Raw genomic sequence first — 25,670 nt, forward strand, 5'->3', positions numbered from 1 at the left:
AAAAGTAACACACCCCAACTTACTAGCCAATCCCTATTTTCAGCTATAAAAACTGACTAAGAGCATTAGATTGATAAAGGCATAAATATAAAAGAATAAAAAAAGCTATCTAAAAACTCCAAACTGTAATTTTTTAGATAACCTTTCTATATGTAAAAAAAAATCAGTCCAATTTTGAAACCCTTAGAAAAGGAGCTTCACTAGAAATAGAAGAAGTAAGATTACCACTGAAAGAAGATTTTCTAAATATAATTCCTAGAAACAAAAATACCATTATATAAGATAATGGTATTAAAAGCTATACTTAAATTCAATATCTCTCTATTTTACTGAAACTGTTATCTCCCTTCCATTGGAAAGTTTGATTGTTTCTGATTCTTTATTATTATTTTTTAAGTCATTGATTGTTTTATCAAACAATAAAACATCTTCTTTATTACTCAATATCTCGTCAAACGTAGAAGAATCGTTGCATTGAATAAAAATATTCTTAAGCCTAGAAATTAACGAATCTTCGTTTTTATTCGAGAAAAGAACATTCATTAACTGAGTTGCCATGGCTATAAACTTTTAATATATTGATTATAAATATAGTTGTTTTTTTATTACACTACAAATAATTTAAAATGCATATGTTTTAAAAACAAAAGACTTATACCTTGAAAATCAATGATTAGCAAAACACTATCTACTATCATCTATAGAGGGAAACAGATTTTTAAAATAGTCAGTAAGCTTATTCCTTCTTCTTTGTAAATATCTTTCAAACCAAGTCTATAAAAACTAGTATTGACTTAAAAATAGAAGTGCCATCTCCCAAAGTTTTTGCTTATAAACTTGATAAAAACAACTCTTCTACAAAGTTTATTTTCTTAACATAAGTAGAAAAAAAAGAAATCTCAATACAAGGATCTACTTTCTCTTAACATAAGAGAACTTATAAAGTCCCAGAAAAACCTCATCATTTATTAGGTAAGGTTAGTACTTCTTGAAAGAGAAACAGAAACAGAAAATTCTATAAAAAGAAACAAAACCCTCTATTAAGAGAAACGAAAATCTCCATAAAGAGAAACAAAACCCTCCATTAAGAGAAACAGAAACTTCTATAAAAGGAAGCAAACCCCTCCCTAAAGAGAAACCAATACTTCCATAAAGAGAAACGAAAACCTCTATAAAGAGAAACAAAACTCTCCATTAAGAGAAACAGAAACTTCCATAAAAGGAAACAAAACTCTCCATTAAGAGAAACAAAACCCTCCATTAAGAGAAACAGAAAATTCTATAAAAAGAAACAAAACCCTCCCTAAAGAGAAACCAATACTTCCATAAAGAGAAACGAAAACCTCTATAAAGAGAAACAAAACTCTCCATTAAGAGAAACAGAAACTTCCATAAAAGGAAACAAAACTCTCCATTAAGAGAAACAGAAACTTCCATAAAAGGAAACAAATCTCTCCATTAAGAGAAACAGAAACTTCCATAAAAGGAAACAAAACTCTCCATTAAGAGAAACAGAAACTTCCATAAAAGGAAACGAAAATCTCCATAATGAGCAATGAAAACTTCCATAAAGAGAAACAAATACTTCCATAAAGAGAAACGAAAACTTCTATAAAGAGAAACGAAAACCTCTATAAAGAGAAACAAAACCCTCCATGAAAAGAAACAGAAACTTCCATAAAGGCAAACAAAGACTACTTTTAAAAATACGTATTACACCTGGTAATCCCTTAAGGTTTAAAAGTAAAATCATAACAGCAGTAGAAATAAGCTTATTGGAGTAAGGAGTTTGTCTAAGAAAAAACTTCTTTATTTTGAAAAAAGAGCTCTAACAATTAGAAAAAAAGCCATCCACATCAAATATCCCTAATTTCAGCTATTGTACCAAAAGCCAACTGCTACTACTTTTGTCTTGTTAGAATTAGTAATTAAAACACATATAAATAAAATAAATTCCATTATTATGAAAAATCAAGCTCACACAGCACTTACAGCAGATCAAGGAAAAACAACTGCAATTATTTCTTACTTAACTCTTATTGGGTTAATAATTGCCTACTTTATGAATAAAAATAATCCTTCAAAACTAGCAAGTTTTCACATTCGTCAAAGTTTAGGTTTGAATATTGTTTGTTTCCTAGCAGGGTTTTTAGGTTATATTCCAGTAGTAGGAGGAATTCTTTCAGCAATTATTGGAATTGCTTCTTTAGTAGCAGTAATCTACTGTATTATAGCGGCTTTTAAATCAGAAGAAAAACAATTACCTATTGTTGGAGGAATGTTCCAAGATTGGTTTTCTAAAATATAATCTATTCCATTTTTGGAAAAGAGAATCTTTTTAAACTTTATTTTTCAAATTTTCATTAGTAGATAACCTTTACTTGACTTAAACCTATAACAACAAGTTTATCCTACTTTTTTCATAAAAGTTCAAGTATCGGTTATCTTTTTTAAAAGCTAACTTTAAGGCAAAAGGTTTAACAAAAAGCATATAAGTAAAATCAACTAAATGCACAGAACTACCAAAGTATTTAATATATTTTTAGTTAGAATACCTTGGAAAATAACCTCAACCTCAAAGTATCCCTATAACTAGGGTGGCTATTCAACAAAAAAGGGACCTATATGGTCCCTTTTTTTATACATTTTATTAAACAGGCATAATAGTCATCAAGTACATTCCCCTCGAAAATTTGCTGCCTCGTATGGTCTTCAGAATAAAATAACAATCCCACCTAAAAAACGAAGCAGTACACTCTAACTGATAAGATAATGGATAGATTTTCAATATTATTTTTTTAATTTAGCGAACGACACCTTTTGGCAGAGTCACTACTTATTTTTGCTATAGAAAATTAGAAAAAGATGAAAACTTGGATCGTAAGTATAATTATAACAGTACAGACTATGGCAAATTATTATTGTGAATATTGTGGAACAAAGTATTCCAGTGTATCGACTCTAACTAGCGCTTCTTGTATGCGACACCCTAATGGCTCTTATAAGGGAAAACATAAACTATATGAAGGAAATGAAAAATCTCAATATACTTGTAAACATTGTGGAACAAAGTATGCTACACTTTCCACTCTAACAAGCGCTTCTTGTATGAGACATCCAAATGGCGCATATAAAGGAAAACATGCGCCTGCTTTGTAAATAGCAAAACTATGTAATAATGGATTCTAAAACTTTAGAAGACCTAATTACAGAGCATAGACTATCTTAGGTTTGCTAGTAGCCGTAATGGTTATTATTGTCCCTAACACCTAGCATTTTATATAGATATTAAACATAACTTCTTATCTCCTTTACTATGAAACTCTATCTGGATGATCTTCGCCCTATCCCACAAGGGCATATAGGGTTACGCTCTTATACGGAGTTTGTAACTTACATTACTAAAAACGGTTTACCCGATTTTATTTCATTCGACCACGATTTAGGTCTTCAAGAGAGCGGATTTGATTGCGCTAAATGGTTAGTAAATTATTGTTTAGATAATAATCTATTATTACCTGCATTTAATGTACATAGCCAGAATCCTGTGGGTAAACAAAACATATATTCTTTGTTAGAAAACTTTAAAAAGAATATGGAGCAATAATACCAATATATCTGACTTTGTCTTGCCTTGTTGAAACTACTTATTATTAAATAAAGATAGAAGTAGTAGGAAGACTAAAAACAGATAAAGTTCTCAAAATTATAAACCGTTTAAATTAAAATAGCTCCTATTTAAAACAATAGGAGCTATTTTTAATTCTTATATTCTTTTTACTTATATCCTTAATAACAAGATAATAGTAGCTTGAAATTCAAGGCATACATCGCTAATTTTTTAATAGAGTAAACAAATAACTATCTATTTATCTATTTCCACTAAGATCTTCACTTGCGTAGGATTAGACACTAATACCTCAAAACCTTTATCTACAATATGATCTAAGTTTATTTTACTAGTTACCAATTTTTCTACTGGCATTCTACCACTGCTAATTAAGGCCATTGTTTCTGGAAAGTTATTGCGATAAGCGATAACCCCTTTAATAGTTATCTCTCTAAGTACTAGATCTAAGGCATCCATTTGTACAGGTTTACCAAATAACGCTACTAAAACAGCCCTCCCTCCATTGCGAAGAGCCTTAATACCTTGGTCAAAGGAAGCTTGTACTCCAGCACAATCTAAAAACACATCTACACCCAATCCATCTGTTAAATCCTTTATTTTCTTATCTAATTCAGGATCTAGTGCATTGAATACCGTAGTTGCTCCAATTTGAGTGGCTTTTTCTAAGCGTTTCTCTGCAACATCGGTAACTATAACTTGGCTAGCACCTCTTGCTATGGCAGCTTGAGCAGCTAATAAACCAATAGGTCCTGCCCCACTAACAAGGACAGTCTGACCCAATTCTAGGTTACTTTGACTTACTGCATATACAGCTACTGCTGCAGGCTCCACTAAAGCACCTTGTTCAAAACTCATATTCTCTGGCATCTTATGTACCATATAATCCTCTACGATGACATAAGTTGCGAATCCTCCATCACTAGTTAATCCTACAAATCCCAAGTGTTCACCTAAGTTGTACTCTCCTCTCTCTACAAAAGGACTATCTGGATTTCTAAAAATTGGCTCAACAACTACTCTATCTCCTTTTTTAAGATGTTTAACATTGCTTCCTACTTCCTCTACTACACCAGAGAACTCATGGCCTAAAGTAGTTACACCTTTATGGTTGTTTAATGGATAAGGAGCATCCCATGGAATAAGCTGTGGACCATGGTTATATTCATGAAGATCCGAACCGCAAATTCCAGCAAATTTTACTGCAATTTTCACTTGATTCTCTCCTGCTTTTGGGATACTTACCTGTTCTACACGAATATCTTTAATTCCATACCATCTGGCTGCTTTCATTGTTGACATAATTTTTTACTTTTTTTGGTTAGTCTCTAATTTAAGCTATTCCTCGCTTATTTCCAAGTAATTAACCCAAAAACAAGACAGTTAAAAACATCATTATCAACAATATAAAAATAATCTAATAGAACTTATTTCATGAGCTGACTTTCTCTATTTCTATGGCAGTGCCCACTCTATAAAACAAATAAATCTTTACAGACAGTTTTACTATACATTTGAAAATATTCACGCACTGCGTGCACAATTGAGTTGAAGACAATACAAATTACCTTTAAGTACTGACAGTCAACACAAAGGAGAATTATAGATTGTTAAATCCTTTAAAAACGACCTTTCCCTAAAAAAACCTTAGTTTTGTAGAGATTCGTTCCTATGGTTTTGTATAGAAAAAACCATAGAAAGATTATTACATTTATGAAACACCCCATAAGCGTTCCTACTTTTAAACAAAGAAGCAAAGCCATGCTTTTATGTTATTTGGTTTTCATTTTCTTTTATATGCTAGCCCAATACTATAGCGTATATATTGGCTCTGACTACTCTTTTACAATGCGCATAGATAATTATATTCCCTTTTGGCAATGGATGATTATTCCATATAGTACTAGTGGCTTATTTTTCTTATGTAGTTTCTATTGGGTGAATAATACCTATGAGCTTAGGCTTTTCACAAAGAGAATGCTAGTATTAAGTCTTATAGCTTTCTTATGTTTTCTAGCTTTCCCTATCAAATATAGTATAGATAAACCGGTTCATACCTTTACTTTATTTAATCCTTTATTTGATTTTATACAAGCATGGGACACCCCATATAACCAGGCTCCTTCCCTACATGTTGGGTATTCAGTTCTAATAATGAACGTGGTGGCAAGCACTAAGGTATTTTCTAGAGCTATAAAGATTCTATTACAAGGATGGCTTATTCTTATTTGCGTATCGACCTTATTTGTTTTTCAACACCATAGCATAGATGTATTTACAGCCCTTGTTATTTGCCTGGGGATATTCTACTTCCTACCAAATAAACAAAACCCTTATTTAGCCAAAGAAAAAAAGCATATACTCTATGGCTTATTGGCTACTTTGGTAGTTTTGATTTTTAATATTTTGCTTTAAAAGTAGGTAAGGTAAATTGTTAGCCTTAGTATATCCCGTGTAACTAAGATCCTGAAAATTTAGGCAAAACATAACCAACTCCTAGAGCTTTTAAAAAAAGCTATTCTCCCTGGCCAAACTCTTGGCAATAGACAATTAAGCAGTTATATACTAACCTACTTAACAACAGGTATCCACATAATAACAACCAAATAAAGCATATTTTATTTTTCTTAAAAGGCACCTTTTTCTTTATAAAATATCGTAACTTTAGGAGTCTAACTTACTTTAAATCAAAATGGTTGCATAATCTTACAAACCATTACAAAGCTTAGTCTACAAACTAGCTTTGGAGAAAAGTGTAGATAAACAATAGATAAATACTAACGCTTTATACCTATTATTATGTCACTACTCACTTTTGCAGATCGCGTAATCCAAACCAATCAACAAATGGATTACCCAGATGATTTACCTGGAAACTTTAAACTACTACAGCCTTTTAAAGACAATAAGGAAGTGGTAGAAATAACAAAAGAGTTCTATCATAAATACTATAACGACAATAATAAACGCAGCTTTATTATTGATATCAACCCAAGTCGAAACGGAGGGGGTGTAACTGGTATCCCACTTACAGATACTAAACACCTGGCTGAGTTTTGCGGTATAGATATGAAATCTGCTCACTCAAATGAACTATCCTCTGTATTTTTCTATGAAATGATACAGGGCTTTGGCGGGGTAGATAAGTTCTACTCTAAGTTTTATGTCAATGCAGCCTTTCCTTTAGCTATTGTAGAGCCCTCCCCTAGTGGTAATTGGGTGAATGCTTCCTATTATAGCCAAGAGAATTTACTAACGACTTTACAGCCCTATATTGTAAAATGGCTAAAAGAGCAAATTACTCTTGGTATCAATACCAGTGAAGTGTTTGTATTGGGAAAAGAAAACTACGAGGTCTTAGAGAAAATAAATAAAGAGCATAGCCTATTTAAAACCATGACGGCTTTAGAGCATCCACGCTACATACAGCAGTATAAATCGGCTCAAGAAAAACTCTATATTGACAAGTATATATTAACCCTAAGTGGGCATAAAAGTTAGTTTGCCCTCTACTTTAATATTTTGTTTATATGTTAAGTAATGATCCTGCTCTTATTTATACCATTGGTCATTCTACCCATAGCATAGAGGAGTTTCTAACTATGCTTAAAAATTTTCATGTACAAACCCTAGTAGATGTAAGAGCTCTTCCTGGGTCTAGAAAATTCCCTCAGTTTGATCAAGATTCTTTAAAAGAATCTTTAGAGCATAATGGTATGGAGTATGTCTACTTAAAAGACTTAGGAGGAAGAAGAAAAGTCCATAAAGACTCTAAAAACACCCTATGGCATAATGCTTCTTTTCGGGCATATGCAGATTATATGCAAAGTGAAAGCTTCCTGCAAGCCATGGAACAATTAGAGCAAATTGCTCTTAAATCCACTACTGCAATAATGTGTGCAGAGGCCCTTTGGTATAGATGTCATCGCTCTATGATAGCTGATTACCTCAAAGCTAAAGGTTGGATGGTTCTGCATATAATGTCTAAGACAAAAGCCCAAGAACATCCTTATACTTCCCCGGCAATTATAGTTGGAGACAAAGTCATTTACACCCCTGAACATTAATATTTTAAAAACTACTTATTATGGAAGCTACCTTTAAAATTGGAGATAAAGTAAAATGGCATTCCGAGGCTGGAATCTCCAGTGGAACTATCATCAAAATCCATACAAGCAATTTTGATTATAAAGGCTATACCCATCATGCAAGCGAGCAGGAACCACAATACGAAATACAAAGTGATAAAACCACTCACATAGCTGCTCATAAAGCAAGTGCACTAACTAAGATTTAAAAATTATACCTACTAATTACAGTAAAAAATCATTTTATGAAATAGAGACAATTTAGGCACGACTTAAATAATAGAAATTACAATTTATTTCTCTCTTAAGCTTAGCATTATAGTTGATACCCTCAATAGAAATGCTAACTATTTAAAAGACCACGTTTTTAATAAGAGTAAAAATTTTCTATAAAACTCATCTATTTTATCCTAAAAAATAAAAAAACTCTACTATAACTGAATTGAATTCAAGAAAATCGTCCTTTCTCCACGAAAACCTTCATCATTATAATTGTATTTTTTTATATATTTACAAAGAATTTATAGAAGATAAAAAATGCCAATTAACAGAATAAATATAAAAAACTTTAAATCAATCAGGGATTCCGGAGATATTGAAATTAAATCAATAAATATCTTGATTGGACCAAATGGCGTTGGAAAATCTAACTTTATAAATTTTTTTAAGTTATTAAATAGTATTTATAATCAAAGGTTAAGAGCATTTGTAGCAGAAAATGGATATTCTGATAAATTGCTTTATTTTGGAAGAAAAGTGTCTGATTTTATTGAAGGTAGCATTGTGTTTAATCCAGAAAATAAAAACGTAAATAATAGATACGATTTTAAAATGGTTGCACAAAAATCTGGATCGGATTTCTATTTAGAGAAAGATGAAGGGGGATTCAATAATTATTCTATAGGATATAATGAAAAATGGGATTTCATCGAATTTGGGGGGGCATTTAAACAAGAAAGCGAATTACCACATAGTCCTTTAAAACGAGCGGATTATTTGAAAGATTACTTTCAAGAGTTTAAAGTATTTCATTTCCATGATACTGGAAATAATTCTCCATTAAAACAACCATCGAAAGTGAATGACAATAGACATTTAAAAGAAAATGGTAGTAATCTAGCAGCATTTCTATATGCTATACATAAAACTAATCCAAGACACTTTAAAATTATTGAAAAAACAATAAAGTCTGTTGCTCCATTTTTTGACAGATTGGTTTTAGAACCAAATGTATTAAATCAAGAATTAATTGAGTTAAATTGGTTAGAAAATAATTCTGATGAATTATTTTCTGTACATAACTTCTCTGATGGAACATTGAGATTTATTGCACTTGCTACATTATTGCTACAACCTAAATTACCTAAAACAATAATAATTGACGAACCGGAACTTGGATTACACCCTTTTGCAATACAAAAATTATCTGCACTAATTAAATCGGCTTCATCAAAATCACAAATAATTATTTCAACTCAATCGGTTGGTTTAATAGACCAATTTGAAGTAGAAGACTTAATTATTGTAAATAGAGAAAATGCACAAACAGTATTTAAAAGACTAACCGCTGATTCTTTTAAAGAATGGCTAAAAGAATATTCTTTAGGTGAACTGTGGGAGAAAAACTTATTAGGAGGAAGACCTAAAAAATAGTAATAATGAGAGCAGTATATATTATAACAGAAGGCCAAACAGAGGAGGAATTTATAAATGAAATTTTACGTCCTTATTTTTATAGATTCAATATCTATGACGTGAGAGCTATTTTAATGGAAACTAGTCCTGGTTTTAAAGGTGGCGATGTTACCTACAGCCGTTATAAACGCAACATTGAACTACTCTTAAAGCAAGAAACAGACATAATAGTCACCTCACTTATAGATTATTATAAATTGGATCCTGCCTTCCCTAATTACAATACTGCAATTCAAATACAAGATAAATTCTTAAGATTAGATAATTTGGAAGAAGCTATTAGTAAAGATATTCAAAATATTCGCTTTATTCCTTATATTCAACTACATGAGTTTGAAGGATTATTATTTTCTTCCATGAACGGATTTAATTATCTAACGGATATTCCTCAAGCAAACTTAAGAACCCTACAGGACTTAGTAAATAGACATGCCAATCCTGAATTAATAAATGATGGGACGCTTAGTGCTCCTTCTAAACGACTAATAAGTTTAATACCAGGTTATCAAAAGACATTTCATGGCCCCTTAATAGCAGATGAAATAAATATTGACACTATAATTGATAAATGTACTAGATTCAGTAGTTGGCTAGATAAAATTATCCAACTGTATAATGAAAATCAATAAGTCATATTTAATAGTGGATATTACTATTTAACCGCAAGCACTCTGTTCATGAGTATTTTGAATTCGTATTCCTGGGATTGTCTTTTTTATTAATATACTAAAGCGTGTTAATGCATTGCGAATATTAATCAAAGATTCTTCACGTCCTTGGCTAGGAAGATAAAGTAAATCAATATCTACCGATAAACGGGGTAACTCCCTAAAAAACAAATTTATAGCTGTTCCTCCTTTTAAAGCGAAACATTGTTCACTATCCAAAAGAAAAGGGGTAATACCCTAACTAAAAGCTGCACCTGTCTATAATAAATACTATTTCTCTTCATGTTCTTAGTTATCAAAATTTTTAGGGACAGTTATCAAAAAATTTTTGTCCAATTCTCCCCCTTTTTCAATTACTCTATTACCAGATCCCAACTCTATTTTCTTTAAATCAAGCTTTGTAAACCATATATAGTTATGACGTTTTGCAAACCATAAGAATAATCTTTTAACCTTTATACTTGAACACATTTCTAGCAATGCTTGCAATGCTCTTGGTGACAAGGAAGTCATACCCTGAATAAGTTGATCTGCATGTTCAAAAGATATGTTATTAGGAACAAAATGCAGCATTTCCAAACAAGCTCTCTCTGGTGTGGATGTCCTTAGTTCCTTATAATCGTCTCTCCATCCTATAGATGTAGTGTATTTTAAAGATAAAGTTTCATCCATCTCTCCAAATAAACTTGAGCGGGAATGTTTTATAAAAACAACATCATTTACAATCTCATTTACCCAAACAGGCAATTTGTCATTCCCATATAAATCTATTGTAGTCTTATTCGAATTTGGCAAATAATGTGAATACCCTTTTAATTCTAGGGCAAATAGTCCTCCTATAATAAAATCAGTTTGTAAAATATGTTGTAAACTATAGACAGTAGCCTGCCAACTGGGTGGAGTTATACCACGAGTATATAACCCTTTCCATAATAACCGTAGTTGCTGGCTTTTTACTAAATTATCAATAGCATGGCTACCTAGGTCTGTTTCTTCCTTCAACCATTTTCTGGAGATTATCAAACCTTCTGGCACAAATTCTTCGAGTAACTTTCTTCTATTGGGAGTAGTCATCATATTTATCAAAGCTAAGTATAACGGCGATAATCGCCGTTATAACAAATATACGTAAACTATTTTATTTAACAAAATCAAATATGACGGCGAATATCGCCGTCATTATGCATTTCAATAAACAAATCCAAGTATTAGTAACTAGGTAGATAATAACTTTAGAAGGACCTTGCCTATTTTACACATACTTCAGTTAGGAATTTTATACATGCTCATTTAATAAGTTTAAAAGTCACATATATAACGGAGTATATTTCAGTTAACCTCTACCACTTCTAGGGTAATCAAAACCTTTAAAAAAACACCATAACACTTACTATTTAGCACTAAAAAAGACTATTATAAAATATTTTAACACAACACCATAATTAATGAATTTCATATTCAATTATTGTATAAATTTATATTTGTTTTAAGATAAATTTTAGTCCCTAAAAGTATGCAAGTCAATCGCTTTTTTATTGTTTTAAGTTGTATTTTATTATGTGGTATCGCTTATTCTCAAAGTAAAAACAAAAAAGCAACTCCAGTGAAAGCCCCTACTAAAATAGAGGTCATTAAAACCGTAGTGGTAGTGATGGAGAAAACTCCAGTAATCAACTTTACCGATACATTATTTAATGTATACGGTAATATCGGTTCTTTCACCTCTAAGCAAAGAGCCAAATCGATTGAGGAAAAGATTATCAACCTAGCCGATAACCATACATTTGAACAAGATTCTATTCACTTTGAGCAAGCTGGAAACTTCTTAAATCTGATGTATGACAAAGAAATTCTAATGAGCGTAGATAGCCTGCAGGCAGCTCAAGAGAATAAAACTAGATTGGAAGCGGCTCAGTTTTATAAAGAGAAAATAATCCAGGCTGTTGAGCAAAGAAAATACCATACCTCCTGGGAGCAGATTTCCTTACAAGTAGCAGGAGTTATAGCCATTATTGTCTTAGAGTACTTCTTAATTAAATTACTTTACTATACCTACCGTAGAATAAGAGTAAAGATTTGGCATGCAAGGGGTAAAAAGATAAAGGGAATCTTTGGGATCATAGATGATCAAAGAGCTATGTTAACGGCAATAGCACTAGTTAAAGCAGTGCGCTTCTTACTACTACTTATTATTCTGTACGCTGGACTACTTTCTATCTTTAAGTTATTTCCCTATACAAAACACCTTTCCGATGAGCTTTTAAACTATGTTCTTTCTCCACTTATTAAAGTAGGAAAGAGCGTTCAAGGTTATTTACCCAACTTTTTCACTATATTAGTTATCGTACTTATATTTAATTATGTACGTAAGTTTATGCGATCGGTAGCCGAGAAAATAAGCAGTAATAAAATAAACATAAAAGGTTTCTATCCCGATTGGGCCTTCCCTACCTACCATATATTAAGGGTAATTCTTTTTATCTTTATGTTTATCTTTATTTTTCCGTATTTACCTAATTCAGATTCTCAAATTTTCCAAGGGGTATCTGTCTTTGCTGGTATTATGCTTTCACTGGGGTCTACCTCTGTTGTTGGGAACTTAGTAGCAGGCTTAGTTATTACCTATATGAGACCATTTCGAATTGGCGACCGCATAAAACTTGGAGAATTCACTGGAGATGTACTAGAGAAAACCTCTCTTGTAACGCGTATTAAGACTCCTAAAAATGAGATAATCACTATACCCAACTCCAATATCATGTCAGCTCATACTATTAACTACACCCAGAGTGCCAAAGAGCATGGGCTTATTTTATATATTGTTGTTGCAGTGGGTTATGATGTACCTTGGCAAAAAGTGCATCAAATGTTACATGAGGTAGCCAATCGCACCGAGCATGTTCTAAAAAGACATAAACCCTTTATCCTACAAGATCAATTTCGAGATTCGTATATCGACTACCAATTAAATGTCTATGTAAAAGATGCAAAGATAACTGCTAAGGTTTATTCTGACCTTCGCCAACATACTCAGGATGTTTTCCATGAAAACAATATAGAGCTTGTAGCTACTAGTTTTGTAGTGAATAAAATCATAACAGATACTACAATTATGGAGCCTAAATAGAAACAATTCTATCTCTACCTATACATTTTAATTAGCCTTTTTAAGTCCAAAGTAAGACTGCAGTATTCTGCATTATGGTAATAATCTAACTTGTGTATGTACTGGCTTAAATAAGTATGCTTATACTTGGCTCATTGAAATACTCCCTCCAATAAGTAGCAGTGGAATTAAAACAATTTGATTAGATTTGAGAATATATTTTATTGATGTGGGATTATCCCCTTAAATTTCACTTATAATTATGGCCAGTACAAAAGAACCTACTTATCCGCATAGAAATCCTAAACAAATAGCGCAAACAACTCAAGCAGTATTGCTTCTTTTAGATAACTTCTTATTTTCTCCTAAAAAGTATGGTAGAAAGTCTTTTACCCAGGCTTTAGAAGACGCTGGCTTGGAATATAGTAGAAGAAAAGTAGACAATGTACTTCACTATTTAGCAGAGATGGGCATTGAGTTAATAGATGATAGAAAAACGGGCTATGTACTCAAAGAAGGAGAAGAAGAAGAACTTACAACTATACTTGCCCATAATTTAAAAAAGAAGCTGGGACTTGAGCTAATTCACCTGCGTTTAAATACAAATCCAAGTTTAGATAAATACATACAATTGGAAAGCCATAAATTCCGAAATTACTCTATGGAGCACCAAGCCTATGATGGAGGGCTACGTTGGGTAGATACGTGTTTAAGCGCCTTAATTACCAATTCAAAAATTAATCTTATCCATACTAAATTTGAAGAGGGTACCACTACTGAGCATAAAAATCTTATTCCTTTATTTTTAAAAGAATACCTAAACCGTTGGTACATCGTTGTAAAACCTTCTAAAGATAAAGACCACAAAGTATTTGGATTAGACCGAGTACAGGAAATAGAAGTAACTAAAACTAAATTTGAACCAGTAGCAGATACAAACTATGACATATTTAAAGATGCTATAGGAGTAGATTTAAGAAACGACCAAGAAATAATCCAACTCAAATTCACAGAAGAACAAAAAGACTATATAAAAACTAACTTCCTTCATCATTCCCAAAAAATAGTGGAAGATTGCAAGGAGCATGTTACAATTAGTTTAAACGTTAATCTTAATTATGAAATAAAGAGGATCATCCTCTCCTATGGAGCTAAAGTAGAAGTACTTGAGCCCGATTCGTTGCGTGAGTGGATAAGTGAAGAAATTACAAAAATGGAAAATATTTATAAATAATTTTCTCATGTACGCTTTTCGTACATGACACTCTTTATGTTTGTCCTGTTCAACACAAAGAGAGTAACAAATGAAACAATCCATCCAGAAAATCTGGGATAATTACAAAAACAATCCTAATATCCCAGCAGACCTAATTGAAAATGGCTTTTCTAACTTTAAGCAAAATCCTAGCAGTCCTATTTTAATTTTAGGAACATCTACCTTATTTAAGTCCTTAGAATCTAACAAGGATAGTGTTGGGGACAAAGAGCTACATTTAGATACAAAAATAAAACAAGTCCTTAGTCAAAATAAGAGCTTGTTACTTTTGGATCCACAACTTCAAATTGACTTGAGGGACAAAGCCATTTACAGAAATATCCTTTTCTTTACACACACCCCTAGCCCCTTGGCTATTAACCAACTAACTGATACAGTAGATGGCCGACTATTTCTAATGGATCAACTAGAACTTAGTGGTAAAATAATTGAGAATATAAAGCCTAGATTAATTATCCTAACTGACCTGTTTACTGCAATGTTTATGGGCTTTTTTGGAGAGGATGCTGATTTTTGTTGGTTAGGACTATTTTTCCAGAAAGTAGAAACTACAAAAAGTGGGCATATCGTCTATAAAATAAATGGACATGCGCCTGATGTGTTTTCCCCCTTATCCCAAAGGGTAAACTTAGATGGGGTATACGTAATTTATTATCCAAAAATATATGGCTCAGATACACAGTCCGATAAAGACTTTTTAAAAGCCTGGGAAATTGAAGCCTATACCCACTTATAGTAAAACCAAGTAAACTCGTAGATTCCTAAACTTAAAACGAAATAAGGATGAATTTTCAGCACCAAATCCAAAAGCTCTGGCAAAGTTATCAAAACAATCAAGAGATAGCCTCTAGCATAAAACAAGGCCAGTATACCTTCTATACAGATATGGTAAAAAAGGACTTTTTAATCTTAGGATTACAACCTAAAGGTTCCTCCGCACACACCCCTAAGCCAATTCGATATAATATATTAAAAAATATTGGTCAGCCTAAGGCAACCCCCTATCAAAATGCGATGGCATCCATACTTAAAAGGGATTATTTGAATCTTAATCTCTTACCAAAGACAACCTATATGGATCTATTTTACTTCAGCTCACTTAAAGGATACCTTAAGTATTATCCATTTATAAACTCTCCCATTGGAAGGCAGTTTTTAAATGATCAACTTGCTATTACAAGAGATATACTAGAGCAAATCATTCAACCTAAGGTAATTGTGCTAAACTCTATGGAGGTAGCCTATTTCCTAGGTATAAACCCATCTAGTAGAACAGAGAGATGCTCTTTAGGTTATGAATTTGTAACAGTAAAACAACCTCTTGTAAATCGAAAGGTTTATAAGATAATAGGTAGTCGAAAAAATCAGGGAGATAAATCGACTTTAGTAGGTACCTACGTAATTTGTTATCCTAATTTATCAGAGAAAGTAGATCAAAGCAAAGAGCCAAAATTAAGCCCTATAGAGCTATTTTATTATCAGCAATTACATAGTCGCGAACAGCAGGATAAGGATAAATCTACAAAATTTCCAATCGGGTTATTTCTTAAAATAAGAGGAGAAATCCAAGAAGGTAATAAATATGCTATTTTAAAAAATCACATCAATGTACTAATACAGGAATTACAGAGCTTTGAAAAGCTATCCACTCAAAAAATGGCTTTTTCCATTTTTAAAAAACTGACCAAACGCAATCTTTTAAGCATAGATGAGCTTTTAGATTTATTCAGTATTACCTTTTGTAAAAACACATTTGGTGTAGAAAATCCGGTTCTTGCCCAAAAAGGTACAAACCGATTTAAGCAAAGTGATTACTTCACAGATGCCTTTGTTTTATTTGAAAAACAAAGCTTCTATGTGCGCAAAAAATGGGAAGATGACAATCGAAATGGACTACAAAAGTGGTTTATCACAGTGGTTTTTTCCCGCTATTATACGGAATTACAAACCTTTTAAAATAACACCGCATTCAAATCACTAAAATTGAATCGGGTTTTACTACCTACAACAAGCTTCAAATCCAATGCTTACCAAAAACCAATAACATAACAAGCTAAATTTTAAATATCATGGAAACATCTAAAAAACAAGACGCGATAAATACCGGTTTACCTAGAGTAAAAAACCAAGACTTTATTTTTAATCTACTTCAAGAAATAAAAGAAAGTAAAATAGATTTCATTGATACCTTTACTGATGAAGCATTGTGCAAAGAGCTCTTTAGATTGCCTTATCCATTGCTGTTAGATGTTACTGCTATTAATAGATTTGATGTAACTCCCTATACCGTATATGGAGGTAAACCAAGATACTATACATACAAATCAAAAAATGTTTTTGTATTTGAAAATCGAAAATACCTTGTTACTAACCACTGGTATGATCCGCAAAGAAGACTAGTTAGTATCTGGTTTGAATTATCAAAACAAAAGCAAAAAAGAAAAAGTGCTTTAGAAAAGTAATATAACAAAAAAGGTTAACAAACTTTTTATAGCTACCTATTAAATAGCTAACGTAAATGAGTAGTATACTAGATTACATATTCCTTTGACTAACAGTATAAGAGTTAATTCTTATATTTAAACAGGGAAAACCATAATTTTCAATAAATAATAATTAAATTAATCACAAAATGTTAATCAATCATTATCATCCGATGCAGCCTATAACACAAGGAAGCGCAACAGATATTTCAGATTTTTTCAAACAATTAGTAGAAGATCAATTCTCTGATAAAAAAGCTATTAAAGCCCAACATAAAGCTTTAATGGACTACATAAAACAACCTACAGCTACCTATTTTATTAGATTATATGGGTCGTTTTCTAAGGAAAATTATTCCCAACTTAGAAGAGGTTTTTTAACCGAATTTAAAGATGGAAATAGAATAGTTTTCTGTGATAACACATTTGCATTAAGCTTTACTGCAGCCAAAGTAGGTGGATTACACTATAGCTTCAAGGATATTAACGCTTTGTTCAATCAAGAAAAACTTATATTCGCCTTAAAAACTACAAAAGAAGAAAAAGAATTAAGTTATTTCAGTCCAAATGGAGTAAAACAGCAAAACATTAATGCTGCTGGTTGGACCTTAGCACATATAAAGCCAGTTGGTACAGGATATGATGGAAAGTCCTTAAGAAATTTTTTCCCTAATCCTGAACGAGAAGAGTGGTGTGAGCTAACAAAAATGAGAAAATTAGAATGCGAAATTTCTGAACAAGAGAAGAAAATTGCTAAAGCTCATTTTATTCGCCTAGTTCATCCATTAAACTCTTTTTTAATTCCAAAAAACAACTTAGTTAACTATAGTGGTAAAAGACTTGGAGAAGAACCAGCACTGATAAATTATGTTCATCAGTATTTAAAAGAAACATTCCCTACGGAAATGGCGGAGTTAGAAAAGGTGTCTATGGAATATGATTTTTCTGAAGGACAAATTATTAACAATATAACTTGGTCAGACGCAAAGAAAAAGAAAAAGAAAAAAAAAGCTGCTAAAAAAGTTAAATTTACAGAAATAATCCAAGATGAAAACTTGGCTGAAGATAAACTAATAAAAAAATTAAATAGTGCTGGAAAACTAGTCTTTAAACATGGCTTATATCCAGCATTAAATGCCAACATTAATGCAACTATTGAAGATGTAGCTAGCTACCTTCCAGACTATTCAAACTATTCTTTAAACTCTCAAAAATCCCGTTTAAGCCATGCTAGATGGGTATTCAGAAATGGACTAGAAGAAGAAGCTTTAACTATTATTTCTAATAGCAAGGTAGAATAACTGGTCATAATACCCGAACTATAAAAACATCATATAGAGTAGAGATATTTCAAGAAATATTTCTACTCTATAATAAGATGATCTTTTAGCCAATATTTATACCTCTTTGGCACTTTAAGCTATTGGTTTAGATCATTTTACTTTTTACTATTGAAAATAACAAGGCTAATAGACATACAAATAAGCAAGAAGCTTCACTTCTATGTTAGATATTACCTCAGGATTCGTTCTGAGGTTTTTTTATGAGAATATAATCTGAATTTCTTAATGTAGTACTGGCTACCTCGACTCTTTTTAGAAAATCATAACAGACTCCACAATTATAGTTACCAAGTAAAATAGGCATATAATACACCATTACCTTTAGAAGTGATTAATAGTAATAAAAAGGGAGTATATAGATTACAATTAATAGTTGAGGTGGTATAGAGAACTAGTTCATCTTTTGGGGGAGGGTTTGCCCCCAAAAGAGGATATAATCTTTGCTATAAAGCGTAAGAACAAAGAAAATACGAACTATTATTGTAAGGCCTACTTTTTATTTTAAAAAAGATAGGTCGAAATATTATCTTAGGGTCTTTAAAAAACCAACCTGGGTAAAGGTAATAATTTAAAGCATAAAATAGGCAACAAACTCCTTTAAAGCTTTACCTTTTTTAGATTTTATTAAGGGGCAAATATAGTTAAAGAATCTTAGTATTAAAATTACTTCACAAAGACAAAACCGCCTTCTACTAATTAATAGATTGAAAAGTTAGTATTTTTCAATTAAACCCTTTCTTTGTAAAATAATTTACTCTATTAAGCCCAATTCTTTTACAGAAGAACAGATTGCTATATGAATGAAATAAAATGATTGATTCAAATTTCATCGATAAAAAAGTTTTTTAATAAATTCACCTTGAAGTGGGGAAAAACCCCTCTCTATTGGGCCTTGTAAGAATATGTTTAGTAAAGGATAAAGGCTAGAAAACCCCTATCTGATTAATCCATTGTCGGAAAATAGTTCTCAATATCCAAGTAATCGCTCTGCGTTTAGGGATTACATTTGCTTTAATCAAGTTAGCGTCAAGCTTTATAGCAGTGAAAGGCTAGCTCACCATGCTATATGATTACCAGTATTAAAACAATAAACATTTCATTAGACTTGCAGGGATAACCAAAGGTTTTACTTCTTGTGGATTACCCTGGATAAAAAACTTGGAGTCCTTCATCCCTTAAAGTTATTATAAGAAACGACAGCTTTGTTTTTAAGTTTTAAGGATTAAAAATCAGTATAATAAACACGGAAAATAACACTAGATGCATTATCCCAAATATAGGGGTAGTTCGTTTGCCCAAGAATGTCAACATACTTAAAAGTAAAGTGATTACAAAAAGAATAATTTCCGTTGGGTTAAGTCCAAACATCACGATCTTACTAGTCATTACTCCGGCTATAAGAACCGCAGGAATGGTTAATCCAACAGTAGAGACAAAAGCTCCGTGGCACAGATTAACGGCTCTTTGAAACTCGTTATTAAGTGCCGCTTTTATGGCAGTTATTGACTCGGGGATAAATACAATAATCGCGATTAATACCCCACCTAAAAACGGAGGTAATTTAGTTGCGTGGATACCAAAATCTACCACCACAGCCATAAAGTGCGAAAGCAAGACAATAGGAAGGATCATAGCTATTAAAACAATCGAGCGAATCCATATCTCTTTTATGCTATTATCGCTTGTTTGGCTTGCAGTGTTATCGGATGTAATTAAAGTATGTCTTTGGGTAAATGGAATTTCCATGAAGCCTTGTTTGGGTTGCACGTATAGATGTCTGTATTCCTTTATTTGTAGTAATAGAAAAAAACCATATAATACGATGATCAAACAAGAAAACATAATTGCTTGGGAATTACTAAACACCCCTGGTGCTGCTCCAATGATTGTATTTGGTAACATCATTCCTATACCTCCTAACATGATAATCATTGCTAGATAGGACATAGTGCCCTGTGAGTTATATTCTTGTTCTCCATATTTTAATCCCCCTAGTAGGATACATAATCCGATTACTAGGTTCATGATAATCATCATCACAGAAAAAATGGAATTTTTTCCGATAGCTGGGTTTTCACCAGGCCCGCTCATCACGGCTAGAATCAGTATTACTTCGATGGAAACAATAGCTAAGGTAAGAATTAAGGTTCCATAAGGCTCTCCTAATTTATGAGCTAGCTCATCGGCCTGTTGAACTACACCAAAGGCAGCTACGATAATGGTAGTTAATAATACAGCAAAGCCCAAGGCAGCTGTAGTAAAAGACATGGTATCGTTCACCAAGGAATTACCAAAGACCATAAATAAGGCCACAGTCAACCATATCGCTAGAAGGCGCATACGTGTTTTGGCAGGGATAATTTGTGCTAAGGATAATGGTTTTTTAATATTCGCATTAGACATAATCAGAAATGATTTAGTTTTTTAATAATAAGCTGCGAAGTTATTGCCAAATAATAAGACCAAAATTATCCTATGATAATTAATGCAATAAAAAAAACTAACTTTTCTTGCGAACTCGGCTCAAACTAACCGGAGTTATTCCCAAATAAGAGGCAATGTATTTTAAGGGTACACGTTGAAGTAGACTTGGCGATTTAGCTATAAATTCATCGTAACGCTCTTTAGCGGAGAGTAATTCAAAGGACACTAGCCTACTTTCTAGTTTTAATAGTTCTCTTTCGGCTAATCTTCTACCCCAGTTGGCGATATGAATATCCTGATTGTATAAATTGGTTAGTGTGGCAATCTGTATTTCATATAATTCACAATCCTCTAAAAGCTCAATGTTTTCATATCCTTTTTCGCTTTCCACATAGCTTCTCATAGAAAGGATAGCTTGGCCTTCTTCACCAAACCAAAAGGTAACATCTTGTTGCTCTAAGGGAGCGTATGCTCTAACTATTCCTTTTTGGATAAAATAGATGTTTTTTTCCACATAGTTTGCCCTTAAAAGGATATGCCCTTTGGGATAGCTCACCTGTTCAATACAATTCATCAACGTTTGTTTGGACTGGGGAGGCATTTTATAGATTTGGTCGATAATTTTGCTGATTGTCATGAAACTATTTTATTGGTAGAGGTAATATTTATATTTAGCTATTGCTAAAGCTAGGAGCCTAAAATACAAAATAATTTACATGGAGTAACTAACGGGTTTCTTTGGTATAATATAATGCATGGAAAGTAATTCTTTCCTTTTTGGATCACTATATTATTTGGTATCCTATATAATGGCAATCTCTGTTTTTATAAAACTCCCCCCTATTACACAAGCTGTTGTAGAATCTGTTCTATTTCCGTTTTCATATCCTGACCGTAATATACCAAAGAGTGTTCCTTATTGGCCAATTTCGGATTTCTATTGGCACTAAACCAGTTAAAAGACCCCATACAAAGACAGTTGTCATCCTTTATCACAATCTTGCTATGTATATTGTTAACCACAACAATCTGTACTCCCATTTGCTTTAATTGCTCTAAGGTAGAATCAAACTCCTTTTGCTTTTGAATACAAGGCTGGTTATTCGTATAGGTATTAAACTTCCTATCTGTATAAATGGTTATATCTAAAGAGGTATTGGATAACAAGGAGGTATAATCATTGTTCTTAATAGTGGTATATTTAAGCCAAGGGGAAATAATAACAATACGCTTATTGGCCTCTTGAAGCATTTTCTTTAAAAAGGTATCATGCTCTTTAAAGTCAGCTAGGGTATATATCTCACTAGAAGCTTGTAATAAGTCTTCTCTGGCAAAAATCGCATTATACTGATGTTTGTAGTTTAATTCATTTTCACTGTCGTTAAATAGATACTTTGCTAAAATACCCATTGGAGTGGCTTTACTTGAATCAAACAAATTCATATCCCCAAATACTAAAAAGCTATCCTTAGCCCTTGATACAGCAACATTGAGCATACTTGGGCTACTATTGATAAAGTTTCCATTATTATCCACAGAATAAGTAGGAGAGAAAATAATTACATCTCTCTCTGCTCCTTGTAAAGAGTGAACTGTACCCACTGTAATGGTAGATAACTCCTGAAGTATTTCTTTGTTACTTGCCTTTTGTAAATCCCTATAAATAGCTAAAGATTGCTGTTTAAAGGGAGTAACTACTGCTATGATATCCTTAATTCTTTTGCCTGGATAAGCTTTAAGTAAACTGAAGTAATTATTTATAATCCACCCTGCTATTATTTTAGACTCTACATAATTAACCCTACTTTGATCCATAAAGGTACACTTACCATCAATGTGTAAGTATCCCATGCTAGGCAATAAACCCTTTTGGGCAGGTTCCCCTCTTTTGGGCTGTAATATACCTTGGTAACACAGCTCATTACTAAAAGAGATAATAGAATCATAGCAGCGTCTATGTTCATATAAATATAAGCCTGGCTCTAGATTTTCTTCCGCTATATAAGGCGTCTTTTCTTGACAAACACCCATTGCACTACCCTTTAAAGCAGTAATTCCCTTAGCTTGTAAATCCCTATAACACTGATCAATATCCCTAATGGATTGGCTTTTATCAATTAACTGAGCATCGTGTAAATTTCCAATATCTACACTTTGGGTTAAAGTTGTGATAGGAGCAATTTGCTGGCTATCCCCAATTACTAAAGCTTTTTTTGCAAAAGCAAAACTTGCCCCAGCTACTTGAGAGGCAACTTGTCCGGCTTCATCAATAATTAATAAGTCTATAAAGTCATATAGGTAATCTGCCTTTGGGTTATTGTGGTTTAAGTTTCTAGTGAAAGAAAAATGATCTGGAAGCATAAAGCAAGTCATTACCGCAATTGGAGTGACTTTCATTCTTCTAGTCCACTGATTTCTTTGAAAAGGCTCAAAGGTGAAATGGATTTTCTTTAACTGCTCTTCTTTTATTAATTCCTCCATTTCTAATAGCCATCTTGCTTCCCAGTAGTGACTAGCAATCCAAAACATATCAAAGCGGATGCTGCAATCTGCCTGTTGATCTATCTTCTCAAAACTACTATCTACTTCTAAAGCAGTGCTTACCTCTTTAAGCTCTTGCTCAAAGCTAAAGCAAAGGGCTTTAAAGGCCTCCAATTGTTGGATTTCAAAAAGAGTTTGATTACGCAAATCTTCAATGGACTCATCCATTGTCATCACATCTAAATCCTTTACATCAAATAAAACATCAAACTGATGCTTCTTGGCGTAAACCCTAGCTTTGGCATTTCTTTTCTTTGTCATAGCCCCAACAAAGGAAAGGGTAATATCCACCACGCTTTCTTGGGCTAAATACTCTTGCCATAAATCATCTATCTCGTTTATTTTAGCTAGTTTATTTACTAAGCCATCTAAAATTGAATTATCCAGATCTAGTATATCTGCATTTATAACTCCTAGTACATCGTTTAATCTTTGCTTTGCCTTACAGAATTTCTCATAACTCTTAGGTAGGGCAATAAGCTGGTCGTGTTTACTTTTTAGCTTTTTAAAAATTCCTTCTTTAGCAGACTGTAAACTAAGGTCATCCTTTTTTAAAAATACACTTGCCTTATTTAAGAACTCTTCTTTGGCTTTTTCAAAGTAAGCTGGGGTTTCCATATCTTTAAAGCTAGAAGGCCCCATATAGCCCTTTTGCTGGGCTGCATCTTTATTTTTCTTGGATGGAAAATAACTACCAAAGCTATCCACATCTACTAGCCATCTTTGGTGTAAATCGGTATCTAAAGTACTAAAATCCTTACTAAAGGCATCTAAAATATTGGTTACTGCCTGATTATTAGTAGAACTAGCCACGATAATAGGAGGCTCCATTTGTTTTAAGGCATGCTCCACCCATAAAGAAGCAACAACCGATAAAACCATGGTGGTCTTTCCTGTTCCCGGAGGTCCGTTCACTGGTAATACTTCCCCTTTAGAAATGCTATGTAAAGTACTAACAGCTAAGGCTTGGGCCTTAGCTAAAGGAAAGGTATTGTTATTATGTCCAACTCTTTTATCAAAAAACTCCCTTGTATCAATAAGTGGCTTTTGCTGCTTTTTTAAAAGGCTGGCATAATTTTTATAAAGTAACAAATCCGATTTCAAAACCTTCTTACTACTAATATCCTCGTATACAGGAACCACATACACACTAGCATCTAAAGCAGTGGGATAGAAACTGATTACATCTACTTTGTGGTAAGCCTGTAAAATGCTTGTATCCTTCACCACATAGCTAAAAAGAGCCTCTAGGTAAGAGTCATATTCTCTCCATTTAGACTCGTACTCTTCAAATGCCTCTAAAAACTCCGTATTATTTTGTATTATTAAGGATATATTTTGATCCCAATTATGGCAATAAGCTCTATATACGGGTAAAAACTCCTGGCTCTTAAATTTGTATAAATGTAAGATTAATGCGGTTTTATCCTTGGTTTGTTCCGCCTTTTTACTGGGTACTATTCCCTTTAGAACAAGCTCCTTAAAAAGGCCATCTATAAAAGGCTTTTCAATATGTTCTTTATAGGCTTTTTCCCAAGGATTGTCTTTGCTATAAGTAAATTCAGGGGCTTTATGTTCTACAACATAGTAATCATAGTCTTCTACCTTCCCAATACAAAAGTCCTCTTTATCTAATGGAGCTAATAAATCTCTTGCAATGGTAGGGTTATTTAAAGGATAGATAAACCCAAAGCTAGAGAGTCCTACCTTAAGGGAGATACCGTAAAATACCTCTGGAAATAGATCCGATGTTTTCTGCAAGTGAGTATTTGCCTTTTCAAAGGCTTTTGTCATAAGACAGTAGTCTTGCAACTCTTCTTTAAAGGGTTCTATAAGACGGGCTAATACTGCTTTACTATCCACAAAATAAGACCATTGCCCACTATAGGTGATAAGTTTATCTGCTACTTCTTGCAACGTAAATTTACCTTGTCCATACTTTTGATCCACTAAGGAATTTCTCCAATACTTAGTGAGCTTTAAATAATCCTTCATTTTGTATATAACTGCCTTAAATAACAACCTTTAAAATAGCAAAGAGCATACCTCTTTTGTACAAAATTACGATAAAAAACACCAAAGCCAATAGAACCTATACGATTTACGTATAATTGTTCACAGTCAAAATCATAGTTTTACAAGAAAAGGAGAAACAATAAACAAGCTGTAAAAAACACAACCACTAACTTATCCATTTCCCACCTCTTATGTTTGTTATATAAAGGGATAAGTAGAATTAAAAAATAAAATAAACAAAAGCAAAGGAAATACTTATGGAATAAACATTTACCCAAGCGTTTTCTTAAAAACAAATTCTGTCTAATAATTTCAAAAAAACTAAATAAAACACAAATTGTATCTATGCAAAAATCAAGTATTTTCTATACTATTTAAACCTTTTTAGCTACCAGTAAATTC

23 protein-coding genes are annotated in these 25,670 nt (G+C 32.6%); 16 read left to right on the forward strand and 7 right to left on the reverse strand.

Annotated features, from left to right (window positions below; genetic code table 11):
* Window positions 1–321 precede the first annotated feature (321 nt).
* Window positions 322–558: a hypothetical protein gene (locus tag ACYSNM_RS08085; protein ID WP_461756431.1), complete on the reverse strand. Its 237-nt coding sequence runs from the start codon at window positions 556–558 to the stop codon at window positions 322–324.
* Between the two features lie 1,097 nt (window positions 559–1,655).
* Between ACYSNM_RS08085 and ACYSNM_RS08090 the strand changes: the two genes are divergently transcribed.
* From ACYSNM_RS08090 to ACYSNM_RS08105, 4 genes are all read left to right on the forward strand, one after another.
* Window positions 1,656–1,784, forward strand: a complete 129-nt coding sequence (locus ACYSNM_RS08090) for a hypothetical protein (RefSeq protein WP_461756432.1) — start codon at window positions 1,656–1,658, stop codon at window positions 1,782–1,784.
* 179 nt (window positions 1,785–1,963) lie between these two features.
* On the forward strand, window positions 1,964–2,308 hold the full coding sequence (locus ACYSNM_RS08095; protein WP_461756433.1) for a DUF4870 domain-containing protein: 345 nt from the start codon (window positions 1,964–1,966) through the stop codon (window positions 2,306–2,308).
* A gap of 557 nt (window positions 2,309–2,865) precedes the next feature.
* Window positions 2,866–3,159: a hypothetical protein gene (locus ACYSNM_RS08100; RefSeq protein ID WP_461756434.1), complete on the forward strand. Its 294-nt coding sequence runs from the start codon at window positions 2,866–2,868 to the stop codon at window positions 3,157–3,159.
* Window positions 3,160–3,316: 157 nt separating this feature from the next.
* A complete protein-coding gene (locus ACYSNM_RS08105; RefSeq protein WP_461756435.1) occupies window positions 3,317–3,607 on the forward strand; it encodes a cyclic-phosphate processing receiver domain-containing protein in 291 nt (96 codons plus the stop codon).
* 258 nt (window positions 3,608–3,865) lie between these two features.
* On the opposite strand, the gene ACYSNM_RS08110 is transcribed toward ACYSNM_RS08105, so the two are convergent.
* Window positions 3,866–4,930, reverse strand: coding sequence for a 2,3-butanediol dehydrogenase (locus tag ACYSNM_RS08110; RefSeq protein WP_461756436.1), 1,065 nt, complete (start codon window positions 4,928–4,930; stop codon window positions 3,866–3,868).
* A gap of 411 nt (window positions 4,931–5,341) precedes the next feature.
* Between ACYSNM_RS08110 and ACYSNM_RS08115 the strand changes: the two genes are divergently transcribed.
* From ACYSNM_RS08115 to ACYSNM_RS08140, 6 genes are all read left to right on the forward strand, one after another.
* Window positions 5,342–6,043, forward strand: a complete 702-nt coding sequence (locus ACYSNM_RS08115) for a phosphatase PAP2 family protein (protein WP_461756437.1) — start codon at window positions 5,342–5,344, stop codon at window positions 6,041–6,043.
* A gap of 384 nt (window positions 6,044–6,427) precedes the next feature.
* Window positions 6,428–7,129, forward strand: coding sequence for a uracil-DNA glycosylase family protein (locus ACYSNM_RS08120; protein WP_461756438.1), 702 nt, complete (start codon window positions 6,428–6,430; stop codon window positions 7,127–7,129).
* 29 nt (window positions 7,130–7,158) lie between these two features.
* Window positions 7,159–7,695 (forward strand): DUF488 domain-containing protein, encoded by a 537-nt coding sequence (locus tag ACYSNM_RS08125; RefSeq protein ID WP_461756439.1) that lies wholly within the window; start codon window positions 7,159–7,161, stop codon window positions 7,693–7,695.
* A gap of 20 nt (window positions 7,696–7,715) precedes the next feature.
* Window positions 7,716–7,925, forward strand: coding sequence for a hypervirulence associated TUDOR domain-containing protein (locus ACYSNM_RS08130; protein WP_461756440.1), 210 nt, complete (start codon window positions 7,716–7,718; stop codon window positions 7,923–7,925).
* A 328-nt stretch (window positions 7,926–8,253) separates the two neighbouring features.
* Window positions 8,254–9,369 (forward strand): AAA family ATPase, encoded by a 1,116-nt coding sequence (locus tag ACYSNM_RS08135; protein WP_461756441.1) that lies wholly within the window; start codon window positions 8,254–8,256, stop codon window positions 9,367–9,369.
* Between the two features lie 5 nt (window positions 9,370–9,374).
* A complete protein-coding gene (locus tag ACYSNM_RS08140) occupies window positions 9,375–10,040 on the forward strand; it encodes a DUF4276 family protein (RefSeq protein ID WP_461756442.1) in 666 nt (221 codons plus the stop codon).
* Between the two features lie 27 nt (window positions 10,041–10,067).
* On the opposite strand, the gene ACYSNM_RS08145 is transcribed toward ACYSNM_RS08140, so the two are convergent.
* Complete coding sequence (locus ACYSNM_RS08145; RefSeq protein WP_461756443.1) at window positions 10,068–10,298, reverse strand: nucleotidyl transferase AbiEii/AbiGii toxin family protein; 231 nt, start codon at window positions 10,296–10,298, stop codon at window positions 10,068–10,070.
* A gap of 69 nt (window positions 10,299–10,367) precedes the next feature.
* Entirely contained in the window at window positions 10,368–11,156 is a 789-nt protein-coding gene (locus ACYSNM_RS08150) for a type IV toxin-antitoxin system AbiEi family antitoxin domain-containing protein (RefSeq protein ID WP_461756444.1), read from the reverse strand.
* A gap of 436 nt (window positions 11,157–11,592) precedes the next feature.
* Between ACYSNM_RS08150 and ACYSNM_RS08155 the strand changes: the two genes are divergently transcribed.
* The 6 genes from ACYSNM_RS08155 to ACYSNM_RS08180 all read left to right on the forward strand — a co-directional run bounded on the left by ACYSNM_RS08155 (window position 11,593) and on the right by ACYSNM_RS08180 (window position 18,245).
* Window positions 11,593–13,206, forward strand: a complete 1,614-nt coding sequence (locus tag ACYSNM_RS08155; protein WP_461756445.1) for a mechanosensitive ion channel family protein — start codon at window positions 11,593–11,595, stop codon at window positions 13,204–13,206.
* Between the two features lie 241 nt (window positions 13,207–13,447).
* Window positions 13,448–14,419, forward strand: coding sequence for a helix-turn-helix transcriptional regulator (locus tag ACYSNM_RS08160; RefSeq protein WP_461756446.1), 972 nt, complete (start codon window positions 13,448–13,450; stop codon window positions 14,417–14,419).
* A 70-nt stretch (window positions 14,420–14,489) separates the two neighbouring features.
* On the forward strand, window positions 14,490–15,197 hold the full coding sequence (locus ACYSNM_RS08165; protein ID WP_461756447.1) for a hypothetical protein: 708 nt from the start codon (window positions 14,490–14,492) through the stop codon (window positions 15,195–15,197).
* Window positions 15,198–15,244: 47 nt separating this feature from the next.
* A complete protein-coding gene (locus ACYSNM_RS08170; protein WP_461756448.1) occupies window positions 15,245–16,417 on the forward strand; it encodes a hypothetical protein in 1,173 nt (390 codons plus the stop codon).
* Window positions 16,418–16,530: 113 nt separating this feature from the next.
* Window positions 16,531–16,923, forward strand: coding sequence for a hypothetical protein (locus tag ACYSNM_RS08175; RefSeq protein WP_461756449.1), 393 nt, complete (start codon window positions 16,531–16,533; stop codon window positions 16,921–16,923).
* Window positions 16,924–17,093: 170 nt separating this feature from the next.
* The gene (locus ACYSNM_RS08180; RefSeq protein ID WP_461756450.1) at window positions 17,094–18,245 is read left to right on the forward strand and encodes a hypothetical protein; all 1,152 of its coding nucleotides are present in this window, start codon (window positions 17,094–17,096) and stop codon (window positions 18,243–18,245) included.
* Window positions 18,246–19,502: 1,257 nt separating this feature from the next.
* On the opposite strand, the gene ACYSNM_RS08185 is transcribed toward ACYSNM_RS08180, so the two are convergent.
* The 3 genes from ACYSNM_RS08185 to ACYSNM_RS08195 form a co-directional block, all read right to left on the reverse strand.
* Complete coding sequence (locus ACYSNM_RS08185) at window positions 19,503–20,690, reverse strand: calcium:cation antiporter (RefSeq protein ID WP_461756451.1); 1,188 nt, start codon at window positions 20,688–20,690, stop codon at window positions 19,503–19,505.
* A gap of 97 nt (window positions 20,691–20,787) precedes the next feature.
* Entirely contained in the window at window positions 20,788–21,348 is a 561-nt protein-coding gene (locus tag ACYSNM_RS08190) for a Crp/Fnr family transcriptional regulator (RefSeq protein WP_461756452.1), read from the reverse strand.
* Between the two features lie 206 nt (window positions 21,349–21,554).
* Window positions 21,555–25,247 (reverse strand): AAA domain-containing protein, encoded by a 3,693-nt coding sequence (locus ACYSNM_RS08195; RefSeq protein ID WP_461756453.1) that lies wholly within the window; start codon window positions 25,245–25,247, stop codon window positions 21,555–21,557.
* Between the last annotated feature and the right edge of the window lie 423 nt (window positions 25,248–25,670).

It is taken from the genome of Myroides sp. LJL116 (assembly GCF_054871685.1).

What these genes read in the sequence shown, in the direction of transcription:
- ACYSNM_RS08085 (WP_461756431.1), bottom strand. Translation starts at nt 558, where the DNA reads ATGGCAACTCAGTTAATGAATGTTCTTTTCTCGAATAAAAACGAAGAT.
- ACYSNM_RS08090 (WP_461756432.1), top strand. Translation starts at nt 1,656, where the DNA reads ATGAAAAGAAACAGAAACTTCCATAAAGGCAAACAAAGACTACTTTTA.
- ACYSNM_RS08095 (WP_461756433.1), top strand. Translation starts at nt 1,964, where the DNA reads ATGAAAAATCAAGCTCACACAGCACTTACAGCAGATCAAGGAAAAACA.
- ACYSNM_RS08100 (WP_461756434.1), top strand. Translation starts at nt 2,866, where the DNA reads ATGAAAACTTGGATCGTAAGTATAATTATAACAGTACAGACTATGGCA.
- ACYSNM_RS08105 (WP_461756435.1), top strand. Translation starts at nt 3,317, where the DNA reads ATGAAACTCTATCTGGATGATCTTCGCCCTATCCCACAAGGGCATATA.
- ACYSNM_RS08110 (WP_461756436.1), bottom strand. Translation starts at nt 4,930, where the DNA reads ATGTCAACAATGAAAGCAGCCAGATGGTATGGAATTAAAGATATTCGT.
- ACYSNM_RS08115 (WP_461756437.1), top strand. Translation starts at nt 5,342, where the DNA reads ATGAAACACCCCATAAGCGTTCCTACTTTTAAACAAAGAAGCAAAGCC.
- ACYSNM_RS08120 (WP_461756438.1), top strand. Translation starts at nt 6,428, where the DNA reads ATGTCACTACTCACTTTTGCAGATCGCGTAATCCAAACCAATCAACAA.
- ACYSNM_RS08125 (WP_461756439.1), top strand. Translation starts at nt 7,159, where the DNA reads ATGTTAAGTAATGATCCTGCTCTTATTTATACCATTGGTCATTCTACC.
- ACYSNM_RS08130 (WP_461756440.1), top strand. Translation starts at nt 7,716, where the DNA reads ATGGAAGCTACCTTTAAAATTGGAGATAAAGTAAAATGGCATTCCGAG.
- ACYSNM_RS08135 (WP_461756441.1), top strand. Translation starts at nt 8,254, where the DNA reads ATGCCAATTAACAGAATAAATATAAAAAACTTTAAATCAATCAGGGAT.
- ACYSNM_RS08140 (WP_461756442.1), top strand. Translation starts at nt 9,375, where the DNA reads ATGAGAGCAGTATATATTATAACAGAAGGCCAAACAGAGGAGGAATTT.
- ACYSNM_RS08150 (WP_461756444.1), bottom strand. Translation starts at nt 11,156, where the DNA reads ATGATGACTACTCCCAATAGAAGAAAGTTACTCGAAGAATTTGTGCCA.
- ACYSNM_RS08155 (WP_461756445.1), top strand. Translation starts at nt 11,593, where the DNA reads ATGCAAGTCAATCGCTTTTTTATTGTTTTAAGTTGTATTTTATTATGT.
- ACYSNM_RS08160 (WP_461756446.1), top strand. Translation starts at nt 13,448, where the DNA reads ATGGCCAGTACAAAAGAACCTACTTATCCGCATAGAAATCCTAAACAA.
- ACYSNM_RS08165 (WP_461756447.1), top strand. Translation starts at nt 14,490, where the DNA reads ATGAAACAATCCATCCAGAAAATCTGGGATAATTACAAAAACAATCCT.
- ACYSNM_RS08170 (WP_461756448.1), top strand. Translation starts at nt 15,245, where the DNA reads ATGAATTTTCAGCACCAAATCCAAAAGCTCTGGCAAAGTTATCAAAAC.
- ACYSNM_RS08175 (WP_461756449.1), top strand. Translation starts at nt 16,531, where the DNA reads ATGGAAACATCTAAAAAACAAGACGCGATAAATACCGGTTTACCTAGA.
- ACYSNM_RS08180 (WP_461756450.1), top strand. Translation starts at nt 17,094, where the DNA reads ATGTTAATCAATCATTATCATCCGATGCAGCCTATAACACAAGGAAGC.
- ACYSNM_RS08185 (WP_461756451.1), bottom strand. Translation starts at nt 20,690, where the DNA reads ATGTCTAATGCGAATATTAAAAAACCATTATCCTTAGCACAAATTATC.
- ACYSNM_RS08190 (WP_461756452.1), bottom strand. Translation starts at nt 21,348, where the DNA reads ATGACAATCAGCAAAATTATCGACCAAATCTATAAAATGCCTCCCCAG.
- ACYSNM_RS08195 (WP_461756453.1), bottom strand. Translation starts at nt 25,247, where the DNA reads ATGAAGGATTATTTAAAGCTCACTAAGTATTGGAGAAATTCCTTAGTG.